This window comes from Pseudomonas sp. LBUM1651, from assembly GCF_059716135.1.
Genome location: NZ_CP166805.1, coordinates 2,287,591 through 2,305,798 on the forward strand (window position 1 = coordinate 2,287,591; position 18,208 = coordinate 2,305,798).

Annotated in this window: 12 protein-coding genes; 9 read left to right on the forward strand and 3 right to left on the reverse strand. The window is 61.3% G+C overall.

Annotated features, from left to right (window positions below):
* Positions 1 to 20 precede the first annotated feature (20 nt).
* Together ACA066_RS10585 and ACA066_RS10590 are read right to left on the reverse strand one after the other, a co-directional pair.
* On the reverse strand, positions 21 to 2,270 hold the full coding sequence (locus ACA066_RS10585) for an Ig-like domain-containing protein (protein ID WP_497699148.1): 2,250 nt from the start codon (positions 2,268 to 2,270) through the stop codon (positions 21 to 23).
* Between the two features lie 35 nt (positions 2,271 to 2,305).
* Complete coding sequence (locus tag ACA066_RS10590) at positions 2,306 to 3,652, reverse strand: hypothetical protein (protein ID WP_497699149.1); 1,347 nt, start codon at positions 3,650 to 3,652, stop codon at positions 2,306 to 2,308.
* Between the two features lie 272 nt (positions 3,653 to 3,924).
* On the opposite strand from ACA066_RS10590, the gene ACA066_RS10595 reads away from it, so the two are divergent.
* The 5 genes from ACA066_RS10595 (at position 3,925) to ACA066_RS10615 (ending at position 12,383) form a co-directional block, all read left to right on the forward strand.
* Positions 3,925 to 5,370 (forward strand): sensor histidine kinase, encoded by a 1,446-nt coding sequence (locus ACA066_RS10595; RefSeq protein ID WP_497699150.1) that lies wholly within the window; start codon positions 3,925 to 3,927, stop codon positions 5,368 to 5,370.
* A 183-nt stretch (positions 5,371 to 5,553) separates the two neighbouring features.
* Positions 5,554 to 8,361, forward strand: a complete 2,808-nt coding sequence (locus ACA066_RS10600) for a multicopper oxidase domain-containing protein (protein ID WP_497699151.1) — start codon at positions 5,554 to 5,556, stop codon at positions 8,359 to 8,361.
* 17 nt (positions 8,362 to 8,378) lie between these two features.
* Positions 8,379 to 9,389 carry an SCO family protein gene (locus tag ACA066_RS10605; RefSeq protein WP_497699152.1) on the forward strand — a complete coding sequence of 337 codons (1,011 nt, stop codon included), beginning with the start codon at positions 8,379 to 8,381 and terminating at the stop codon, positions 9,387 to 9,389.
* A gap of 101 nt (positions 9,390 to 9,490) precedes the next feature.
* Positions 9,491 to 10,984: a sensor histidine kinase gene (locus ACA066_RS10610; RefSeq protein ID WP_497699153.1), complete on the forward strand. Its 1,494-nt coding sequence runs from the start codon at positions 9,491 to 9,493 to the stop codon at positions 10,982 to 10,984.
* Positions 10,953 to 12,383, forward strand: coding sequence for a sigma-54-dependent transcriptional regulator (locus ACA066_RS10615; protein ID WP_497699154.1), 1,431 nt, complete (start codon positions 10,953 to 10,955; stop codon positions 12,381 to 12,383). The genes ACA066_RS10610 and ACA066_RS10615 overlap by 32 nt, the downstream gene beginning before the upstream one ends.
* Here ACA066_RS10615 and ACA066_RS10620 read toward each other — a convergent pair.
* Positions 12,374 to 12,769 (reverse strand): hypothetical protein, encoded by a 396-nt coding sequence (locus ACA066_RS10620; RefSeq protein WP_497699155.1) that lies wholly within the window; start codon positions 12,767 to 12,769, stop codon positions 12,374 to 12,376. The two genes, ACA066_RS10615 and ACA066_RS10620, sit on opposite strands and share 10 nt — an antisense overlap.
* A gap of 171 nt (positions 12,770 to 12,940) precedes the next feature.
* On the opposite strand from ACA066_RS10620, the gene ACA066_RS10625 reads away from it, so the two are divergent.
* The 4 genes from ACA066_RS10625 (at position 12,941) to ACA066_RS10640 (ending at position 18,144) form a co-directional block, all read left to right on the forward strand.
* Complete coding sequence (locus ACA066_RS10625; protein ID WP_497699156.1) at positions 12,941 to 13,747, forward strand: class I SAM-dependent methyltransferase; 807 nt, start codon at positions 12,941 to 12,943, stop codon at positions 13,745 to 13,747.
* A gap of 198 nt (positions 13,748 to 13,945) precedes the next feature.
* On the forward strand, positions 13,946 to 14,614 hold the full coding sequence (locus ACA066_RS10630; RefSeq protein WP_497699157.1) for an ABC transporter ATP-binding protein: 669 nt from the start codon (positions 13,946 to 13,948) through the stop codon (positions 14,612 to 14,614).
* Position 14,615: 1 nt separating this feature from the next.
* Positions 14,616 to 17,087, forward strand: coding sequence for an FtsX-like permease family protein (locus tag ACA066_RS10635; protein ID WP_497699847.1), 2,472 nt, complete (start codon positions 14,616 to 14,618; stop codon positions 17,085 to 17,087).
* On the forward strand, positions 17,077 to 18,144 hold the full coding sequence (locus ACA066_RS10640) for a lipocalin-like domain-containing protein (protein WP_497699158.1): 1,068 nt from the start codon (positions 17,077 to 17,079) through the stop codon (positions 18,142 to 18,144). The genes ACA066_RS10635 and ACA066_RS10640 overlap by 11 nt, the downstream gene beginning before the upstream one ends.
* Positions 18,145 to 18,208 lie beyond the last annotated feature (64 nt).

An 18,208-nucleotide genomic window follows, 5' to 3' on the forward strand; every position in this document is an offset into this window, starting at 1 on the left:
GTGGCCGATGGGGCGAGGGCTCAGTTCGAGATCACCGACACCGTGCGCACGGTGCCTTGGGACGAGGTGATGGTGGCGGTCGGGTTAGTCGAGGGAATCACCGTGGTGGTGTTGTTCACCGTCAACCGCCAGCGACCGGTCACCGGTACCGTGGTGGTGCCCAGGGTCGCCAGCCCGGTCGGGGTGCTGACCCGGACGGTGATGGTGTTGCCGGTGGTCACCGATGAAGTGCCCGCAAAGTCCCAGGTGAAGCGGTTATTGGAACGCGCCGACACCGTAGCCGTGGTCACCGTGAAGGTTTCTGCCGGTGGCCGGGGCGAGACTTGCACGGTGACCGTCGCCGGTGCCGTCGACAGGGCGCCCAGGCTGTCTCGGGCGATGTAGGTGAAGGTCGTGGTGAACGCCGTCGTTACGGTGGCCGGTGGGGTGTAGGTGATCACCGTGCCGTTGCTGCTGACGGAGCCACGACCGGCTGCTGGTTGGGTGAAACTGGCGATGGCCAGCGGCACGTTGCCTTCCGGATCGGTGTCGTTGAGCAGCACATTGATCGGCACCGCCACGCCCAGCGTTGCGATGCTGTCCGCGACAGCCACCGGTGGCCGGTTAGGCTCCACGGTAATGGTCACGGTCGCCGGGGTTGTCGAGGCCAGGCCTTTGACGTCTTGAGCCTTGTAGGTGAAGGTCGTGGTCAGCGGCACAGTGACCACGGCTGGCGGCGTGTAGACCACGGTGGCCGAACCGCTCAACGCCACGGTGCCTTGCCCGGTGGCCGGTTGGGTCAGCGCAGTGATGCTCAGCGGCGTGTTGCCATCCGGGTCGCTGTCGTTGGCCAGCAGGTTGAGGGTCAGCGGCACCCCGAAGCTGGTGCTGCCGGTGTCGGCAACGGCCAGCGGCGGCTGGTTCTCACCGCTGTTCGGTGCCGTTCCGACCACCACCACAGGTTCGGTGTCGGCGCCGCCAGCGGCGGATTTGATGGTGACACTGGCCGGTGGCTGCGTCAGGCCAGCAACGGTCAGACGCTGCAAGGTGCCGGTCTTGCTCAGACGTCCGTAGCTCTGGGCGACCATGTCCGGCACCACCACTTCGTCAGACGAGGTGGCTTCGATCAGCAGGCTGTGGTTGCTCCAGTTGTAGCGTGCGGTCTGGATTTTCACCACGTCGGTGACTTTGCTCGACACCGCCGTTGGCCGGCTGGTGCCACTCGGGTTGGTTGCGGTGACCACCACCACCGGAGGAATGGTGGTACCCGTCAGACGATGGCCGAAGAACTGGCCGGTGTTGTCGCCAAGCATGTTGATCAGGCATGGCGTCTGCGGTGGCCCGGTAACCAGGGCCACGGTTTCGCGGAAGCACAGGCTCGAACTGTTGGCCGATTTGCCAAAGACTTCTACCCGAGTGCTGCTCGTTCCCGGACCCGTCGAGATGCGGCGGTAAGTGGCGCGGCCGATTTCCACAGGGGTTTGCGCACGGTTGTCGAGGACTTTGCCGGACACGGTAAAGAGGGTGGTCTGGATGGTCCCGGCCGGACCCTGGACACGCAGAAAGTTGTTATTGAACGGGCTGCCGGTGACCGCTTCGGTAAGGTTCGGATCGCCCACGAACGTCTCGATGGAGCCGGTGTCCGGATTCACTTCGGTGTACGGACCGTTGACGCTGCGCAGGAAAGGCCCGACCTCCCCGTTGAGCGCACCCGAGAAGTTGCCGGGTGCGCCGATTCCGATGTCGCGGGTGATGTTGATCGCCCGACGTCCCGGAGCGGTGACGTTGACCGTTTCCACGCCGTACGGGTGGGTGATGGTGTAGGTCCCCGCGACAGGTATGTTCACCCGCAGACGAATTCGCGCGAAGCTTGCCTGATCGCCGTCGACCGGGTTTTCCGCAGCGAATGCCGCTTCGATCCCGGCCACGTAGGCATCCACGCCATAGCCTCCGACATCGTTGATGCTGGTCTCGGCGAGGAACCAGAACGCTTCCGGTGGCCAGTTATCCGGGAACACCATGGGCTGCGTGTCGTCGAATACGCCAGGTTCCGGATTCAGGATGCACATGTAGGAGGGCGCGCCAGGAGCGCCGGGTGATCGCGAGCTGGTAGCCCGCGACTGGCACAGTTCCAGCGACAGCAAATTGCTGTCCTGATACCACATGGGGAATTTCCCCGTGGCAAAGGTGTAGGGGCCGGTATCGACGGCATTGAGTTGTGCGAACGCACTGCCGGACAGCGAAAGCGTCAGCCCGAGCGCGTTGAGCGCGAAGCGTGGCCACTTGTTCATGATGCCTCCTGATGCGGATCTGGGCATGAGAGCGTTCATTGCACGATGACCACTTCTTCGGTGTCGCTGCCGCCATTGGATGACGTCACCCGAACCTTGGCCGGTGGAATCGGCGAGATGCCGGTCGACAGGGCTTTCTCTGCGCCGTTGCCACTGAGGGCGCCGATGGCGACGCCCGTGCCGGAGGTGACGGTGAGTACCGGCGGCGACGTTTCATCGCTGGTCGAAGCCACTACCGTGATTTGCCCGCTGCTGAGGCTGTACTCGGCCCGTGAAATCACCACCAGGTCGGACAGCGGCATGGACAAGGAGGTCGGTGTGCTGGTGGGGATGGCCAGATGGTTGTCCGCCTTCACCAGCAAGTTGCTCGGCAACGTCGGGTTGGTGGCTGACTGGGCGTACCAGTGGCCGGTGGTGTCAGCCTCGGTCAGGTTCAGCACCGGGCTGTTGCTGTCCAGGGTCACGGTGGCCGGTGGCGGCGGGGCCATGACGAAAACATCCTGCTGGGCCACCGGGGCGCTGCTGCCGGCCTTGCGCGAGTAAGTGCTGCGTTCGGCAATAATCGGGGTGGGTCGATCCACCGTCGATAACTTGCCGGAAATGGCCATCACCGTTGTACGCAAGTCCAGTCCGTTAGGTCCTTCAATGCGGATGTAGTTGGTATTGAAAGGGCTGCCGGTGAAGGCCTCTTCCAGGTTCGGATCACCCACGAATCGCTCGGCGGAACCGGTGACCGGGTTGGTCTCGGTGTAGGGGCCATTGACACTGCGCAGGAACGGGCCGATGTCACTTTTGAGTGCGCCGTCGTAGGTTTTCGGCGAGCCGATACCAATGTCCCGGGTCATGTTGATCGCACGACGCCCGGGGGTGTCGACGTTGAATACATCGACGCCGTAGGGGTGAGTGATGACATAGGTGCCGGCGGTGGGCACGTCGACCCGAATACGGATACGGCCAAAACTGACCTGGTCGCCTTCAACCGGATCTTCAGCGGCGAAAGCCGCTTCGACGGCGCTGACATAGGTCAGGTCGATGCCCCGTGCCGCGTCGACGATGGATCCGTCGCCGGTGAACCAGAACGATTCATCGGGAAAGTTGGTCGGGAAAACGATGGGCTGGGTGTCGTCGAAAACGCCGGGGGTCGGATTCAAAAGGCACATGTAGGAGGGCGCACCGGGTGCGCTTGGAACCCTGGAACTGACGGCCTTGGACAGGCAAAGATCGAGGGTCCGACCGTGGGAGTCCTGATACCAGGCAGCGAACGAACCGTTGGCGGGTACATAAGGCCCCGGGTCGACAGCGAACAGCGCCGCCTGGGCGACGCCTTGGGCCAGAGTGGACACGACCAGGGCGATCGCGGTTTTGGACAGTAAAGGGTGCATGAGTATTCCCTCTATCAGAGACCTGCCCCGTGGGGAGGGGTCAGTTGAGGGGGAGGGTCGGCAACTTCCATACCAATCTCGGAAAACGGCCGTCAGAGGCCCGGAATCAGGGCTTGCCAGGCTCTAGCGGCGTTGGAATGCCGGCCGGGCATTAGGGCCACTGTCCCCAGCTTCGGGGGTAGATGGAAAGTTGGGGAAGTGCGGACCCAAGGACGGGCAAGTAGCCATGAGTGGGCTATAACCAATGGGGGGAACCGCCGAGAAGTACGACCATGAACTTGCCTACGCAAATGCTCCCGTCCGAGGAGGGCACTCGCCTGAACTCGCGCAAGCAGCCGTTCAACCTGCTGCGCTGGTTTTCGCTCATCAGCATGGGGGTGATCGGCACGGTGGCGGTGGCGCTGGGCGCAGTATCCTCGCGGTTTGTGATTACCGAGAGCGTACAGCGCGATGCGATGTTGACCTCGCAGTTCATTCAGACGATCGCTTACGCCGAGATGCGTCACGTGTCGATTCCGAATGTGCGGACCCTGGGCGAGCTGCTGGACCCGCGCAAGGACAGGGATTTCCCGGACGTCGACCCGATGGACCGCGCCAATGTCCGGGGAGAATTTCTCGACCATATCGAGCACCTGCCAGACGTGATCCTGGCCAACATCTATGCGCCCGATCGCATGGTGGTCTGGTCGACAAACCCCGCATTGATGGGAACCACGATCCACGCCGATGAAGACCTGGAGCAGGCGTTTGCCTCCAGGAAGCCGGTGTCGACCAGCTACCACAATGTCGACAAGACACGCATGGAGCAGAAGTTCGTATCGCCACCGGATTTCATCTTCATCGAAAACTACATTCCGCTGTTCGATGCCGATGGCAAGAACGTCACGGCGATGGTGGAGATCTACAAGGAACCGAAGGACTTGATCAACCGCATGGAGCGCGGCCTGGTGTTGATCTGGCTGGCCACCGCGCTAGGCGGCGGGCTGATTTATCTGGGGCTGTACTGGATCGTGCGCCGGGCGGCGATTCTGCTGGAGGTGCAACAAAAACAATTGATTACCAACGAGACTTTCGTTGCCTTGGGTGAGATGTCGTCGGCGGTGGCCCACAGTTTGCGTAACCCGTTGGCGACCATTCGCTCAAGCGCCGAGCTGGCGCTGGAGTTCGACAGCGGCCCGGCGCACAAAAACATCACCGACATCATCGGCCAGGCGGATCGCATGTCGAAATGGGTAAGGGAATTGCTGCAATCCTTGCGCCCGCTGCATGACGAGCCCGAACCGGTGAACCTGGTGGCGGCGTTGCACGACAGCCTCATGGCCTTCGAACAGCAGATCGCCAACGCCGGGGTTCACGTGGTGTTCGAGCCGAAGGACACGCCGATGGTCCTGAGCCAGCCAATACAGTTGTCGCAAATCCTCAACAGTTTGCTGGCCAATGCGCTGGAAGCCATGGACAAGGGGGGCACGCTGACCATCACCCTGGAACCCACTGATGCCCGAGGCGCCAGTATGGTGGTGAGAGACACCGGCAAAGGCATGAACGAGGAACAACGCAGCCTGGCCTTCCGGCCGTTTTTTACCACCAAGCAAGGCGGGCTGGGTGTCGGGCTGGTGCTGGTCAAACGAATCATGGAACGCTACGGCGGTGCCGTGAGCCTGGAAAGTTGCGAAGGCGAGGGCACGTGTGCACGCCTGTCGTTCAAGCGGATTCCCTGAAACGGGGATGAACTTTCCCCGGTAACGGGTGTCATTCCCCAGTCATTTTTTCGGGCATTGCAAATTGATGGTGATAAGCCATTGTTTCGATAGGTATTAATTTTTCGAATAAAGCTGTTACAAGTCTGGCGAGCTCCTTGCAAAACCCCCATTACCCCCTTCACAACTTCGAGGCGGCAGGTGATGGACAGAAAAGCGCGGCACCCCTGCAAATGGCTTGACCTTCTGACGCCCCTGAGCGTCCTTCTCGCAATGATGCTCGGCACAACGAGCCTGCGCGCCAGCCCGATCGACGACGAAGGACAGCCCGGACCGTCCGACCCCTCGGCGTACTACGACGAACCGGCTGACCGACAGGGGGCCTTGAACGCCATTTTGACCATGCCGCCGGCTAACCTGGATTCCTTCGACTTGCCGGGTGGCGTCAAAGGCAACCGAAACACCCCGCGCCAGGAAAACATCCTGCCGCCAGCGCTGCAGACCAGTTTCAATTACCCCACCAACGGAAAACCCAGTCCGCTGTATGGTGCGTTGCCGTTCACTCAGCCACTGGCGCTGTTCGAAGAATTCGGTCTGGAAAAACTCGACCCCACCACCCCGGCGGCGCAGTTGCCATTTCCACCCGCGACCATCGGCCCGCTGCCGCAACAAGATCCCACCAGCGTCGCACGCAGCGCTCCGCCGAGTGCTGCTCTCGACGCGTTCTTGCGTCAACCAGGCCTGACTCCGTTCCCCAGCCATTATTCCAACGTGGTCGACCGCAACCCTTGGCAGAAGCAGATTGAATTTTTCCTCAACCGCCGTATCGGCTCGTCGGCGGAAGGCCGTCCGCCAGGAAAAGGCTGGTCGCACCAGCGCTGGAACGAGTTTTACCCGCAGGTGGCCTACAAGACCGTGCAAACCGGCGCACGGGTGAATACCGGTTTGCGTGACAGTCGTCAGATGCACCGCTATGCCTTGGGCGAGTTTGGCCCCGGTGGCCTCTATTACAATGTGGCTGGCGTGCCGGCGACCGCAGGCACCTCCAAAGGATTTGAACCGCGTTTTCACCCGAAAATGCCGGTACAGAAACACAACTCGGTATGGACCTTCGACGGCACCTTGCCGCCCAAATTGCTCATGGTCCGTTACGGGCAACCCTTGTTGATGCGCCACTACAACGGCTTGCCGATCGACCCGTCGGCCAACATGGGTTTTGGCCTGCACACCATCACCACCCATGAACACAACGGTCACGTACCGGCGGAAAGCGACGGCTATACCAACGCGTTTTTCTTCCCTGGGCAATTCTATGACTATCGCTGGCCGATCCAACTGGCCGGCTACGACAGCATCAACACCAAGGCTGAAGACCCGCGCGCGGCGTTCCCGTGCTCACCGGGCGAAACCCTGTGGACCAACGACCTCAACCCCGGCCGCAAGACCTGCGACAACGGCATGATCAAGGTCCGCGGCGACTGGCGCGAAACCATGAGCACTCACTGGTTCCACGACCACATGCTCGATTTCACCGCGCAGAACGTCTACAAGGGCAACGCGGCGATGATGAACTACTACAGCGCCCTGGATCGCGGCAATGAATCGGTGAATGACGGCGTCAACCTGCGCCTCCCCAGCGGCAACGCGTTGCCTTGGGGTAACCGCGACTACGACGTCAACCTGATGTTTTCCGACAAGGCGTGGGACAAGAACGGTCAACTGTGGTTCAACCCCTTCAACACTGACGGCTTCCTCGGTGACCAGGTGCTGGTCAACTGGAGGTGGAAACCGACCCTGGACGTGCGGGCCCGCAGCTATCGCTTCCGCATGCTCAATGGTTCAGTGTCGCGCTACTTCAAAATGGCGCTGGTGCGCGAGATCAAGGGCCCCAGCGGCGAGTTCCCAGGGCCTGCCGGGTCGGGCGTGTCGTATGCCCGGGTGCCGTTCCACATGATTGCCAACGACGGCAATATCATGGAACACAGCGTGCCGTTCGACGGCAGCATGGACCTGGATGCCGACGGTGATAAACAGAACCACAACGCGATTTTGCCAACCCTGGGTATCGCCGAGCGTTTCGACATCATCGTTAACTTCTCGAAAAACGGTATCAAGCCGGGCGACAAGCTGTTCTTCATCAACCTGCTGGTGCACGATGACGGCAAGGGTCCGGAAGAACCCGTCGCCCTGGCGGACGTGCTGTCCGAGAAATACAAGGCGATCATCAAGCAAACCAGCAAGGGGCCGAAGTGGGAAGACGGTGATCCGGCGGTAGGCAAGGTGTTGCAACTCAATGTCAAGGCTTACACCGGTCAGGACCTGGCCATGGACCCGGCCGCTTATGAACCGGCCAAACCGGGCAAGGCTGAAGGCCTGTTTATGATCCCGCTGAAGATTCACTACGACAATGCTGCCGACAAGGCGCTGCTCGCCAAAGCCCGCCACCGCACCTTTACCTTCGGCCGTTCCGATGGCACCGATGAAGCGCCCTGGACGGTCAAGATCGACGGCGGTTTCGGGTATCGCATGGACCCGCGCCGACTGGCCGTCTCGACCAAACTGGCCAGCGGTCCGACCGACGCCGGCGTCACGGGTTTCGGCACGCTGGAAGTGTGGCACATCAAGGGCAATGACACGGGCTGGGGCCACCCGGTGCACGTGCACTTCGAGGAAGGGATCATCCTCAGTCGTGGCGGCAAGCCACCACCGGAATGGGAAAAATGGGCACGCAAGGACGTGTATCGCGTCGGTTCGGAAAAGGATGGTACGGACAATGTCGAGATTGCGATCCAGTTTCGCGAATTCGCCGGCACCTACATGGAGCACTGCCACAACACGCAACATGAGGACAACTCCATGTTGCTGCGGTGGGACCTTGAGAAACCGGGGCAAATGCAGTTGATGCCGACTCCGTTGCCGAGCTGGGATGGCGTGCGCTACGTGAACTCCGCAGCGCTGCCAACCTTCCGCACCGGCGACGGCTACGGCACCAAAGCTGAGGTCAAACCATGATCCGCAGGGGAGCCGACATGACATCGCTTACGCCGCGCTCCCGCGCCTTGGGCATGCACCTGATTTTGCTGCTGGTCACCTGTGGGCTGGCCGCTTGGGTGCTGCTCGCTCATGAAGATGCACTGTCGCCGACGGAATCGACGACACCCTGGGGCGGCGACTACTTCCCCAACACCCCGCTGACCAATCAGGACGGTCGGCAGGTGCGTTTTTTCGATGACCTGATTAAGGGCAAAGTGGTGGTGATCAACTTCATCTTCACCACGTGCAGCGACTCCTGTCCGCTGGAAACCGCGCGCCTGCGCCAGGTGCAACAGTTGCTGGGGGACCGGGTCGGCCAAGACATCTTTTTCTACTCGATCAGCATCGACCCGTTGAGCGATACACCCGAGGTGCTCAAGGCCTACGCACAGCGCTTCAAGGTCGGGCCAGGCTGGCAGTTTCTCACCGGCGAATTCGATGCCGTTACCGATCTGCGCAAAAAGCTCGGGCTGTTCATCGAAGGCGTCGACAACGGCCGCAACAAGGACCACAACCTGAGCCTGATCGTGGGTAACCAAGGCACCGGTCGCTGGATGAAAGCCTCACCGTTCGAGAATCCGTGGATCCTCGCCGATCAGTTGGCCAATACCTTGCAGAACTGGAAGCAACCCAGCGTTGAAGAAAATTATGCCGATGCGCCCGAGATCCGCCCGCCGAGCAACGGCGAAGAGTTGTTTCGCACCCGTTGTGCGTCGTGTCACAGCCTTGGGCCGCAAGACGGGCAGGGCATCGGCATGCGCAGCATCGGTCCGGACCTGATCGGCGTGACCCGTCTACGGGATCCCGCCTGGCTCAATCGCTGGATCCGCGAACCGGATCGCATGCTCGCCGAAAAGGACCCGATTGCGCTGGAGCTGTTTGAACGCTTTGACAGGATTCCAATGCCAAACCTGCGCCTGGATGAGCGCGCGGCGCAGTCCATCATCGAATTTTTGCAGGAGGAAACCGATCGTCAGCAACCGTTGCAGGCCGCGCAGGTGCCATAGCGACTAATTACTATTATCGAGCCGTCAGGCGCGAACAATGCCACCTACACTGATCCGAAACGCCACTGAAAAGGCTTCATGCCAGCCACCAGGACCCGTCCATGCAGATACTCGAACAACACAAAGTACCTGCACCGCCGAACACGCTGGCGGGAGACGCGGGCTGGCGGGGCCGCTTCAATCTGCTGCGCTGGTTCTCCATCGGCAGCTTTTTGATCATCGCCGCCGTGGCGCTGGGGCTGGGCTACATTTCCACGCGTTTCGTGGTCGAGGAGAGCATCGAACGCGATTCCATGCTGACCGCGCAATTCGTTCAGGCCATCGGTGACGCCGAAATCCGCCACGCATCGATCACCCCGAACAGAACCATGGGCGAAATGCTCGACCCGCGTCAGGACAACGCCTACCCCGATGTCACTCCGGGGGCCCGTGCCGCCTCGCGCAACGAGTTCCTCGATCATGTGGAGCATCTGCCGGACATTCTGCTGGCCACGGTGTACGCGCTGGATCGCACCGTGGTCTGGTCGACCAACCCGGAGTTGATCGGCGTGCGAATTGAAGATGATGAGGAGCTGGACGAATCTTTCGCGATGAAGGAAGCCGTGTCCACCAGCTACCACGAGATCGATGAAGAACGTCCCGAGCAAAGATTGCTGCGCGAGCCGGAGTATCTGTTCATCGAAAACTACATTCCGATGTTCAATGCCGACAAGAGCAAGGTCATCGCCATGGTCGAGGTCTACAAGGAGCCGGTTGATCTGGTTGCGCGCATCCAGCGCGGCTTCAAGTCGATATGGGTGGCGACCGTGCTCGGCGGTGCCGTCATCTACCTCGGGCTGTTCTGGATTGTGCAGCGTGCGGCCAAGCTGCTCGAGAGCCAGCAGAAACAGCTGATCGCCAACGAAACCTTCGTGGCCCTGGGGGAAATGTCCTCGGCGGTGGCCCACAGTTTGCGCAATCCGCTGGCGAACATTCGCTCCAGCGCCGAACTGGCCCAGGAGATCGCCAGCCAGAGCTCGCAGAAAAACATCGGCGACATCATCAATCAGGTCGATCGCATGTCGCGCTGGGTTCGCGAGCTGCTGGTGTCGTTGCGGCCGATGACTGACGAGTATGAAACAGTGGATCTGGTGCTTGCCATCGACGACACCCTGAGTGCCTTCGACGCGCTGATCAACCGCTCCAATGTCGACGTTCGTTTCACACCCAACGCCTGCCCGCCGGTCGTCAGCCAGCAGGTGCTGCTGACGCAAATTCTCAACAGCCTGTTTGCCAACGCTCTGGAAGCCATGCCCAAGGGCGGTCTGCTGAGCATCGAGATTGAATCGCCGCAGGCCGGGCACGTGCGCCTGACCCTGAGCGATACCGGCAAGGGCATGACCAAACAGCAGCAGCAAATGGTCTTCAAACCGTTTTTCACCACCAAACAAGGCGGGTTGGGCGTCGGCCTGGCCCTGGTCAAACGAATAATGGAACGCTTCGAGGGCTCGGTCGAACTGACCAGTCAGGAGCAGCAAGGGACCCGCGTCAGTCTCAATTTTAAAGTGGCAACGGGAGGGGAATATGGGGCAGAGCATTCTGCTGGTCGAGGATGACGAACTCCTCGCCGAGAACATTCAGACCTATCTTGAGCTCAAGGAATTCGAGGTGACGGTCTGCCACTCGGCTGAAGAGGCGCTGGAGCAAATGCGCACGTTCGCCCCGGACGTGGTGCTGACCGACAACTCGCTGCCGGGCATGAACGGTCACGATCTGATCCAGAAGCTGCGCATCAGCGCGCCGGACCTGAAAGTGATCATGATGACCGGCTACGGCAATGTCGAAGACGCCGTGGTGGCGATGAAAGAGGGCGCATTCCATTACGTCACCAAGCCGGTGGCGCTGCCGGAACTCAAGCTGTTGCTGGACAAGGCCCTGGCTACCGATCGGATGGAGCGTACGCTGTCGTTCTATCAGGAGCGCGAAGCGCAGAAATCGGGGGTGCAGGCGTTGATCGGCGAATCGGGGCCCATGCTCTATCTCAAAGGCACCATTGCGCAGTTGCTCGACGCCGAGCGCCGGATGGCCAACACCGATCTGCCGCCCGTGCTGGTGGAAGGCGAGACCGGCACCGGCAAGGAACTGGTGGCCCGTGCGCTGCATTTTGACGGTCCGCGTGCCAAGGGGCCGTTCATTGAATTCAACTGCGCATCGATCCCATCCAACCTGGTGGAGTCGGAGCTGTTCGGCCACGAGAAGGGCGCGTTCACCGACGCCAAGGATCGTCGCGTTGGCCTGGTAGAAGCGGCCGATGGAGGAACGTTGTTTCTTGATGAAGTGGGTGAAATGGACCTGCTGCTGCAGGCCAAACTGCTGAAGCTGATCGAAGACCGGACCATTCGCCGGGTCGGTTCGGTGAAAGAGCGCAAGGTCAATTTGCGGGTGATCAGCGCCACCAACTGCAACCTCGAGCAAATGGTCCAGCAGGGCAAGTTTCGCCGCGACCTGTTCTTCCGCCTGCGGATCATTTCAATCAAGGTGCCGCGCCTGTACACCCGTGGCGAAGACATCCTGCTACTGGCCAGGCATTTCCTGGCGATCCACGGCAAACGCTATGGCAAACCGAACCTGTATTTCAGCGATCAGGCCGAAGAATTGCTGCTCAGTTACAGCTGGCCAGGCAACGTGCGCGAATTGCGCAACATGCTCGAACAAACCGTGCTGCTGGCCCAGAGCGACACCATCGCCGCCCACCAATTGAACGTCTGCCTGAGCCTGGTGGATGAACCGCCAGCGATGTCGGAGGCGCAACAACACAGCGAGCCACGTCCGGTCTACAACGGCAACGAGTCGATGAACCTGCCGGAAGTGGAGCGCGACATGGTGCGCAAGATGCTCGACAGGACCGACTGGAACGTCACCAAATCCGCACGGCTGCTGGGCCTGAGCCGCGACATGCTGCGTTACCGGATCGAAAAACTCGGCCTCGCGCGCCCGGACAAACGTCAATGGTAAACGGGCGTCGCCTGGCCCTGGCGACTGAGGCAGGCCAGCAGGCACGTGGGGTCGACGACTTCTTCGTTCACGTAGACGCCACGTTCCGGATCGTAGGAGCGGATGAACACTCGGACGGTGGCATCCGCGACCGTCGGCAACCGTGAGTCGGAGAACTCATGCTGACTGGCGATCGGGATGAAATCCAGAGGGGGTGTCGGGATGTACGAGCGCGGCGGTACCGTGCTCAGGGTCGGCGGAACGGGGTGGGCGAACGGTTGGTTTTCCCCGTAATAGTTGAACTCGCTGCTGTACTCGGACGTGGGCGTCAGGCTGTCTTGCGCGTGAACGCCGGTGGCGGCGGTCAGGCAGAGGGCGAACAACAGCGGCAGATTGGTGTGTTTCATGGCAGCACCTGCGAAATCGGTTTTCCCGCATTTCCCCAAGGTCATTAACTATAGCTGCCGGATGTGGGCGATGCCTGGCTTACAACATTCCAACAAACGCCACATGGGTTTTTCAAAAACGCTGATCTAGACTCGGGCCGGTCTGATAAAACCCGAGTTCTGGAGTGTGCAATGGAAATGCCGTCAAAAGAAAAGGCCATCGCCAGCAACCGCGATGCCTGGAATGACTCCGCCCGACACCACAAAGACAATCCTGAATGGCCCTCACTTCTGAAGGCAGTCACTCAAGGCGATTTTTGCTGCATCGATGACACCTTGCGTGGTTTGCTGGAGCAGGTCGGCGTCGACGGCAAGGACGTTGTGCAACTGGGCTGTAACAACGGTCGCGAAAGTCTTTCACTGTTTGCATTGGGTGCCCGCAGCGTCGTGGGTGTTGACCAGTCCGAGGCGTTTCTCGATCAGGCGCGGGAGCTGGCGTCGCGCTCGCCGCACGCACCTGAATTCATCGAGGCCGATATCCACCACCTGCCGAGGGAACTGCATGAGCGGTTCGGTGTGGCGCTGATCACCATCGGCGTCCTGAACTGGATGCCGGACATCGGCGAATTCTTCCGCCACGTTGCACAAACCCTCAAGCCCGGTGGCGCACTGGTGGTGTACGAAACCCACCCGTTTCTGGAGATGTTCGACCCCGAAGCCGCCGACCCGTATGGCTTGGCCAGTTCATACTTTCGCAGCGAGCCGTTCGTGCAAGACCAGCCGATCGTCTATGAGGGTAAGGTCGAGCAGCCAGCCGCGACGTCCTACTGGTTCGTCCACACGCTGGGCGCGATCTTCACCGGCGCCATCGAGGCGGGATTGCAGATCAGCCACTTCAAGGAGTATCCGCACTCCAATCGTGAGGAGATTTATGACCGCTATCAGAAGCAAGCGGCGCAGTTGCCGTTGTGTTTTACGTGGTTGGCGGTGAAGCGCTAGGTTTCTGAGCCGAAGAATCAGTTGCTCCCTTCGCGAGCAGGCTCGCTCCCACACTTGATCTGTGTCATACGGAGATACAATGTGGGAGCGAGCCTGCTCGCGAAGGGGCCCTGTCAGTCAGCGCAAATCTGAAATCTGCCCCAACTCCAGTTTCGCTGCAGCTATCCTTTGCCCCACGCCCCTCAATCAGGTTCACCCATGCTTCAGGTCCAAGGCGTCTACAAAAGCTACGCCACCCCGCAAGGTCCGCTGCCGGTGTTGCAAGGTGTCGACCTGACGCTCAAACCCGGCAGCAGCCTGGCGCTGATGGGCGAGTCGGGCAGCGGCAAAAGCACCTTGCTGCACTTGATCGCGGGGTTGGACAAGGTCGATCGCGGCAGCATCCGCAGTGGCGAGCATCAGCTTGAACGGATGAGTGAAGGGCAACTGGCGAACTGGCGGCGGACTGAAATCGGTCTGGTGTTCCAGCAGTTCAACCTGATCGGCAGTTTGCGCGTGGAGGACAATCTGGCGTTTCAGGCGCGACTGGCCGGGCGCCACGATCCGCGCTGGCAGGCGCATCTGGTGCAGCGTCTGGGGTTGGGTGATTTGCTGCGGCGTTATCCGGAGCAGTTGTCCGGTGGTCAACAGCAGCGGGTCGCACTGGGGCGGGCGCTGGCGTCGCAACCCAAACTGCTGCTGGCCGACGAACCCACCGGCAGCCTCGATGAAGCCACCAGCGATGAAGTGCTGAAGTTGTTGCTGGAGCTGCTCGACGACAGTCCCACGACGTTGTTGATGGTCACTCACAGCCCAAGAGTGGCGGCGCGACTGGCGGAGAAAGTGGTGTTGCACCGTGGGCGTCTGGCTGGCGCGGACGAGCGCTGAGGTGCGGGTTTTTCGCGAAACGATGCGGGCGCTGCTCAGCCATTGGCGGCAGCACCCGGTGCAGTTTTTCAGTGTGCTGACCGGGCTCTGGCTCGCCACCAGCCTGCTGACTGGCGTGCAGGCGCTGAACAGCCAGGCGCGGGAAAGTTACGCGCGGGCCAGTCAGTTGATCGGCGGCGAACCCCAGGCCAGTCTCGGTGCGCCCGGTGGCGGGACGTTTTCCCAGGCCTTGTTTGTCGAGCTGCGCCGTGCAGGATGGCCGGTATCGCCGGTGCTGCAAGGGCGGGTGACGCTCAAGGGCCATGAAGATCAGCGATTGCAGTTGATGGGCATCGAGCCGGTGTCACTGCCGGCCGGTTCGGCGGTGGCCGGACGGGCGATGGAGATCGAGCAAATTGTCAGGTTCTTCAGTCCGCCGGGCAGCACCTGGATTTCGCCGCAGACGTTGCAGGCGTTGGGGCTGCGCGAAGGCGAGCGTCCTTCCAGTTTGAACGGTGTGATGTTGCCGCCATTGCAGGTGCAAACCGACATGGCCCCCGGTATGTTGCTGGTGGACATTGGTTTCGCTCAGCAGATTCTGGGTCTGCCGGATCAACTGTCGCGGCTGCTGCTGCCCAGGGATTTCACCGCGACCTTGCCGGATCGATTCAAGGGACAACTGCAATTCAAGAGCAGCGGTGAAGAAAATAACCTTTCGCGTCTGACCGAAAGCTTTCACCTGAATCTCGATGCCTTGGGTTTTCTCTCCTTTGTCGTTGGCCTGTTCATTGTTCACGCCGCGATCGGGTTGGCGCTGGAACAGCGTCGTGGCTTGCTCAGAACCTTGCGCGCCTGTGGGGTCAGCGCTCGAATGTTGATTGCTTGCCTCGCCGTTGAGCTGGGTGGTCTTGCGATGATCGGCGGCCTCGCAGGCGTCGCCAGCGGCTACCTGCTGGCCAGTGTTCTGCTGCCAGACGTCGCCGCCAGTCTGCGCGGCTTGTACGGCGCCGAAGTGGCGGGGCAATTGAGCCTCAGCCCAGGGTGGTGGCTCAGCGGTGTTGGACTGAGTCTGCTGGGGGCATTGCTTGCCGGTGCCAACAGCCTGTTGCGGGCGGCGCGTTTGCCATTGCTGGCCCTGGCCGATCCGCAAGCCTGGCATCAGGCCCACGCGCGCTGGTTGCGGCGTCAGGGTTGGGTGGCGGCGATTGCGGGCGTGATCGCACTGCTGGCGTTGATCTTTGGCGACAGCCTGGCCAGTGGATTCCTGCTGATGGCCGCGCTGTTGATCGGCGCAGCGCTGGCGTTGCCGGTGGTGCTCGATACGGTGCTGAACCTGGTACTGCATCGCAGCCGTTCGGTGCTCGGTCAATGGTTCCTCGCCGATTGCCGTCAGCAATTGCCGGCCCTGAGCCTGGCGTTGATGGCGCTGTTGTTGGCACTGGCGGCGAACATCGGCGCCGGCAGCATGACCGCCGGTTTTCGCCAGACCTTCAGCGACTGGCTCGAACAACGGCTGACCGCCGAGCTGTACGTGAACCCGCAAAACCCGGCCCAGGCCAGAGAACTGCAGAGCTGGCTCAAACAGCAACCATCACTCAGCGCGGTGCTGCCCAACTGGCAGGTGTCGATCCAGTTGCAGGGTTGGCCGGCGGAGGTTTTTGGCGTGATCGACCACCCGACCTATCGCCAGCACTGGCCGTTGCTGGAAGCCTTGGGCGACAACCCTTGGGACCGATTGGCCAAGGACGACGCACTGATGCTCAGCGAGCAACTGGCCCGGCGACTGAAGGTGCGTCTCGGCGACCACCTCACGCTGCCCACGCCGACCGGCCCGTGGTCGCCGCGAATCGTCGGAATCTACGCCGACTATGGCAATCCCAAGGGCCACATCCTGGTCAACGTCGACCACCTGCTGCGCGGCTGGCCGCAACTGACGCCGAACCGCTTCAACCTGCGCATCGAGCCGCCATTGATCCCGACGTTTCTGAAATCGTTGCAAACACGCTTTGCCCTGGACGACAGCCGCATCGTCGATCAGGCCCGGCTCAAAGGCTGGTCCACCCAAGTGTTCGAACGCACCTTCGCCGCCACCGCCGCGCTGAACAGCCTGACCCTTGGCGTCGCGGGCGTGGCGCTGTTCATCAGTCTGCTGACCCAAAGCCAGAGCCGCCTCGGGCAACTCGCGCCGTTGTGGGCGTTGGGCGTGACGCGTCGACAATTGATGCTGCTCAACCTCGGACAAACCTGGTTGCTGGCGGTGCTGACGCTGGTGCTGGCGTTGCCGTTGGGCATCGCACTGGCGTGGTGCCTGGACACGGTGATCAACGTTCAGGCGTTCGGCTGGCGCCTGCCGTTGCGGTTGTTTCCGATGCAGCTGGCGCAGTTGATGGGGCTGGCGTTGCTGGCGACCTTGCTGGCGTCGGCGTGGCCGCTGTATTCGCTGTATCGCTCGCAACCGGCAGACCTGCTGAGGACGTTTGCTCATGAGGATTAAGCTCGGCGCTTTGTTGCTGATGCTGCTTTTGAGTGGCTGCGATGACTCGACGTCGGTTGAAAAAGGCTTTGCCGGTCTCGGCGGTGAGGCCGCCGCTTTCACAACAGTGGTGCCTGGTCGGGTGTTCAGCTTTCCGGTGGATCACGGACCTCACGATGGATTTCGCATCGAGTGGTGGTACGTCACCGCCAACCTCAAGGACGATCAGGGCCGCGAGTTCGGTGTGCAATGGACGTTGTTTCGCAGTGCATTGAAAGCCACGCCCGAGGTGGCGGGGTGGGGTAACCAGACGATCTGGCTCGGCCACGCAGCGGTGACATCGGCAACGGTGCATCACGCGGCTGAACGCTATGCCCGTGGCGGCGTCGGGCAGGCCGGGGTAAGCGTGCAGCCCTTCAATGCATGGATCGACGATTGGCGGTTCAGCAGTCAGGGTGCCGATGCGTTGGCTGATCTTCAACTCAGCGCCCGTGACAAGCTTTTCAGCTACCAACTGCGGCTCACGTCCACGCGTCCGCCGGTGCTGCAAGGCGACAAGGGCTTCAGCCAGAAATCCGAACAGGGCCAGGCGTCGTACTACTACAGTCAGCCGTTTTTTCAGGCGAGCGGTACGTTGGAAATCGACGGCAAGACTTATCAAATCAGCGGCCCGGCGTGGCTCGACCGCGAGTGGAGCAGCCAGCCGCTGACCGCGAACCAGAGCGGTTGGGACTGGTTTTCCCTGCACCTGGACAGTGGCGAACAGGTCATGCTGTACCGCATGCGGCAGAAGAACGGCGAGCCGTATCTCACCGGCACCTGGATCGACGCCCAAGGCCAGACACAGCTATTGCACGCCACCGACATCCGCCTCACGCCGCAAGACACCGCGACCGTCGCGGGGCGCTCAATGCCCGTGCGCTGGTCGATCAACATCCCCGCCAAACACCTCGACATCACCATTAACGCGCTCAATCCCAATGCCTGGATGGATTTGCGCATTCCGTACTGGGAAGGCCCCGTACGTCTGAGCGGCAGTCACGCGGGGCAGGGCTATCTGGAAATGACCGGGTATTAAGTCGGAACTCTCGGCAGCGCGGTGTCCTCCTAATTCAAGAATGCCCCGTTCATAGGAGCCCGCC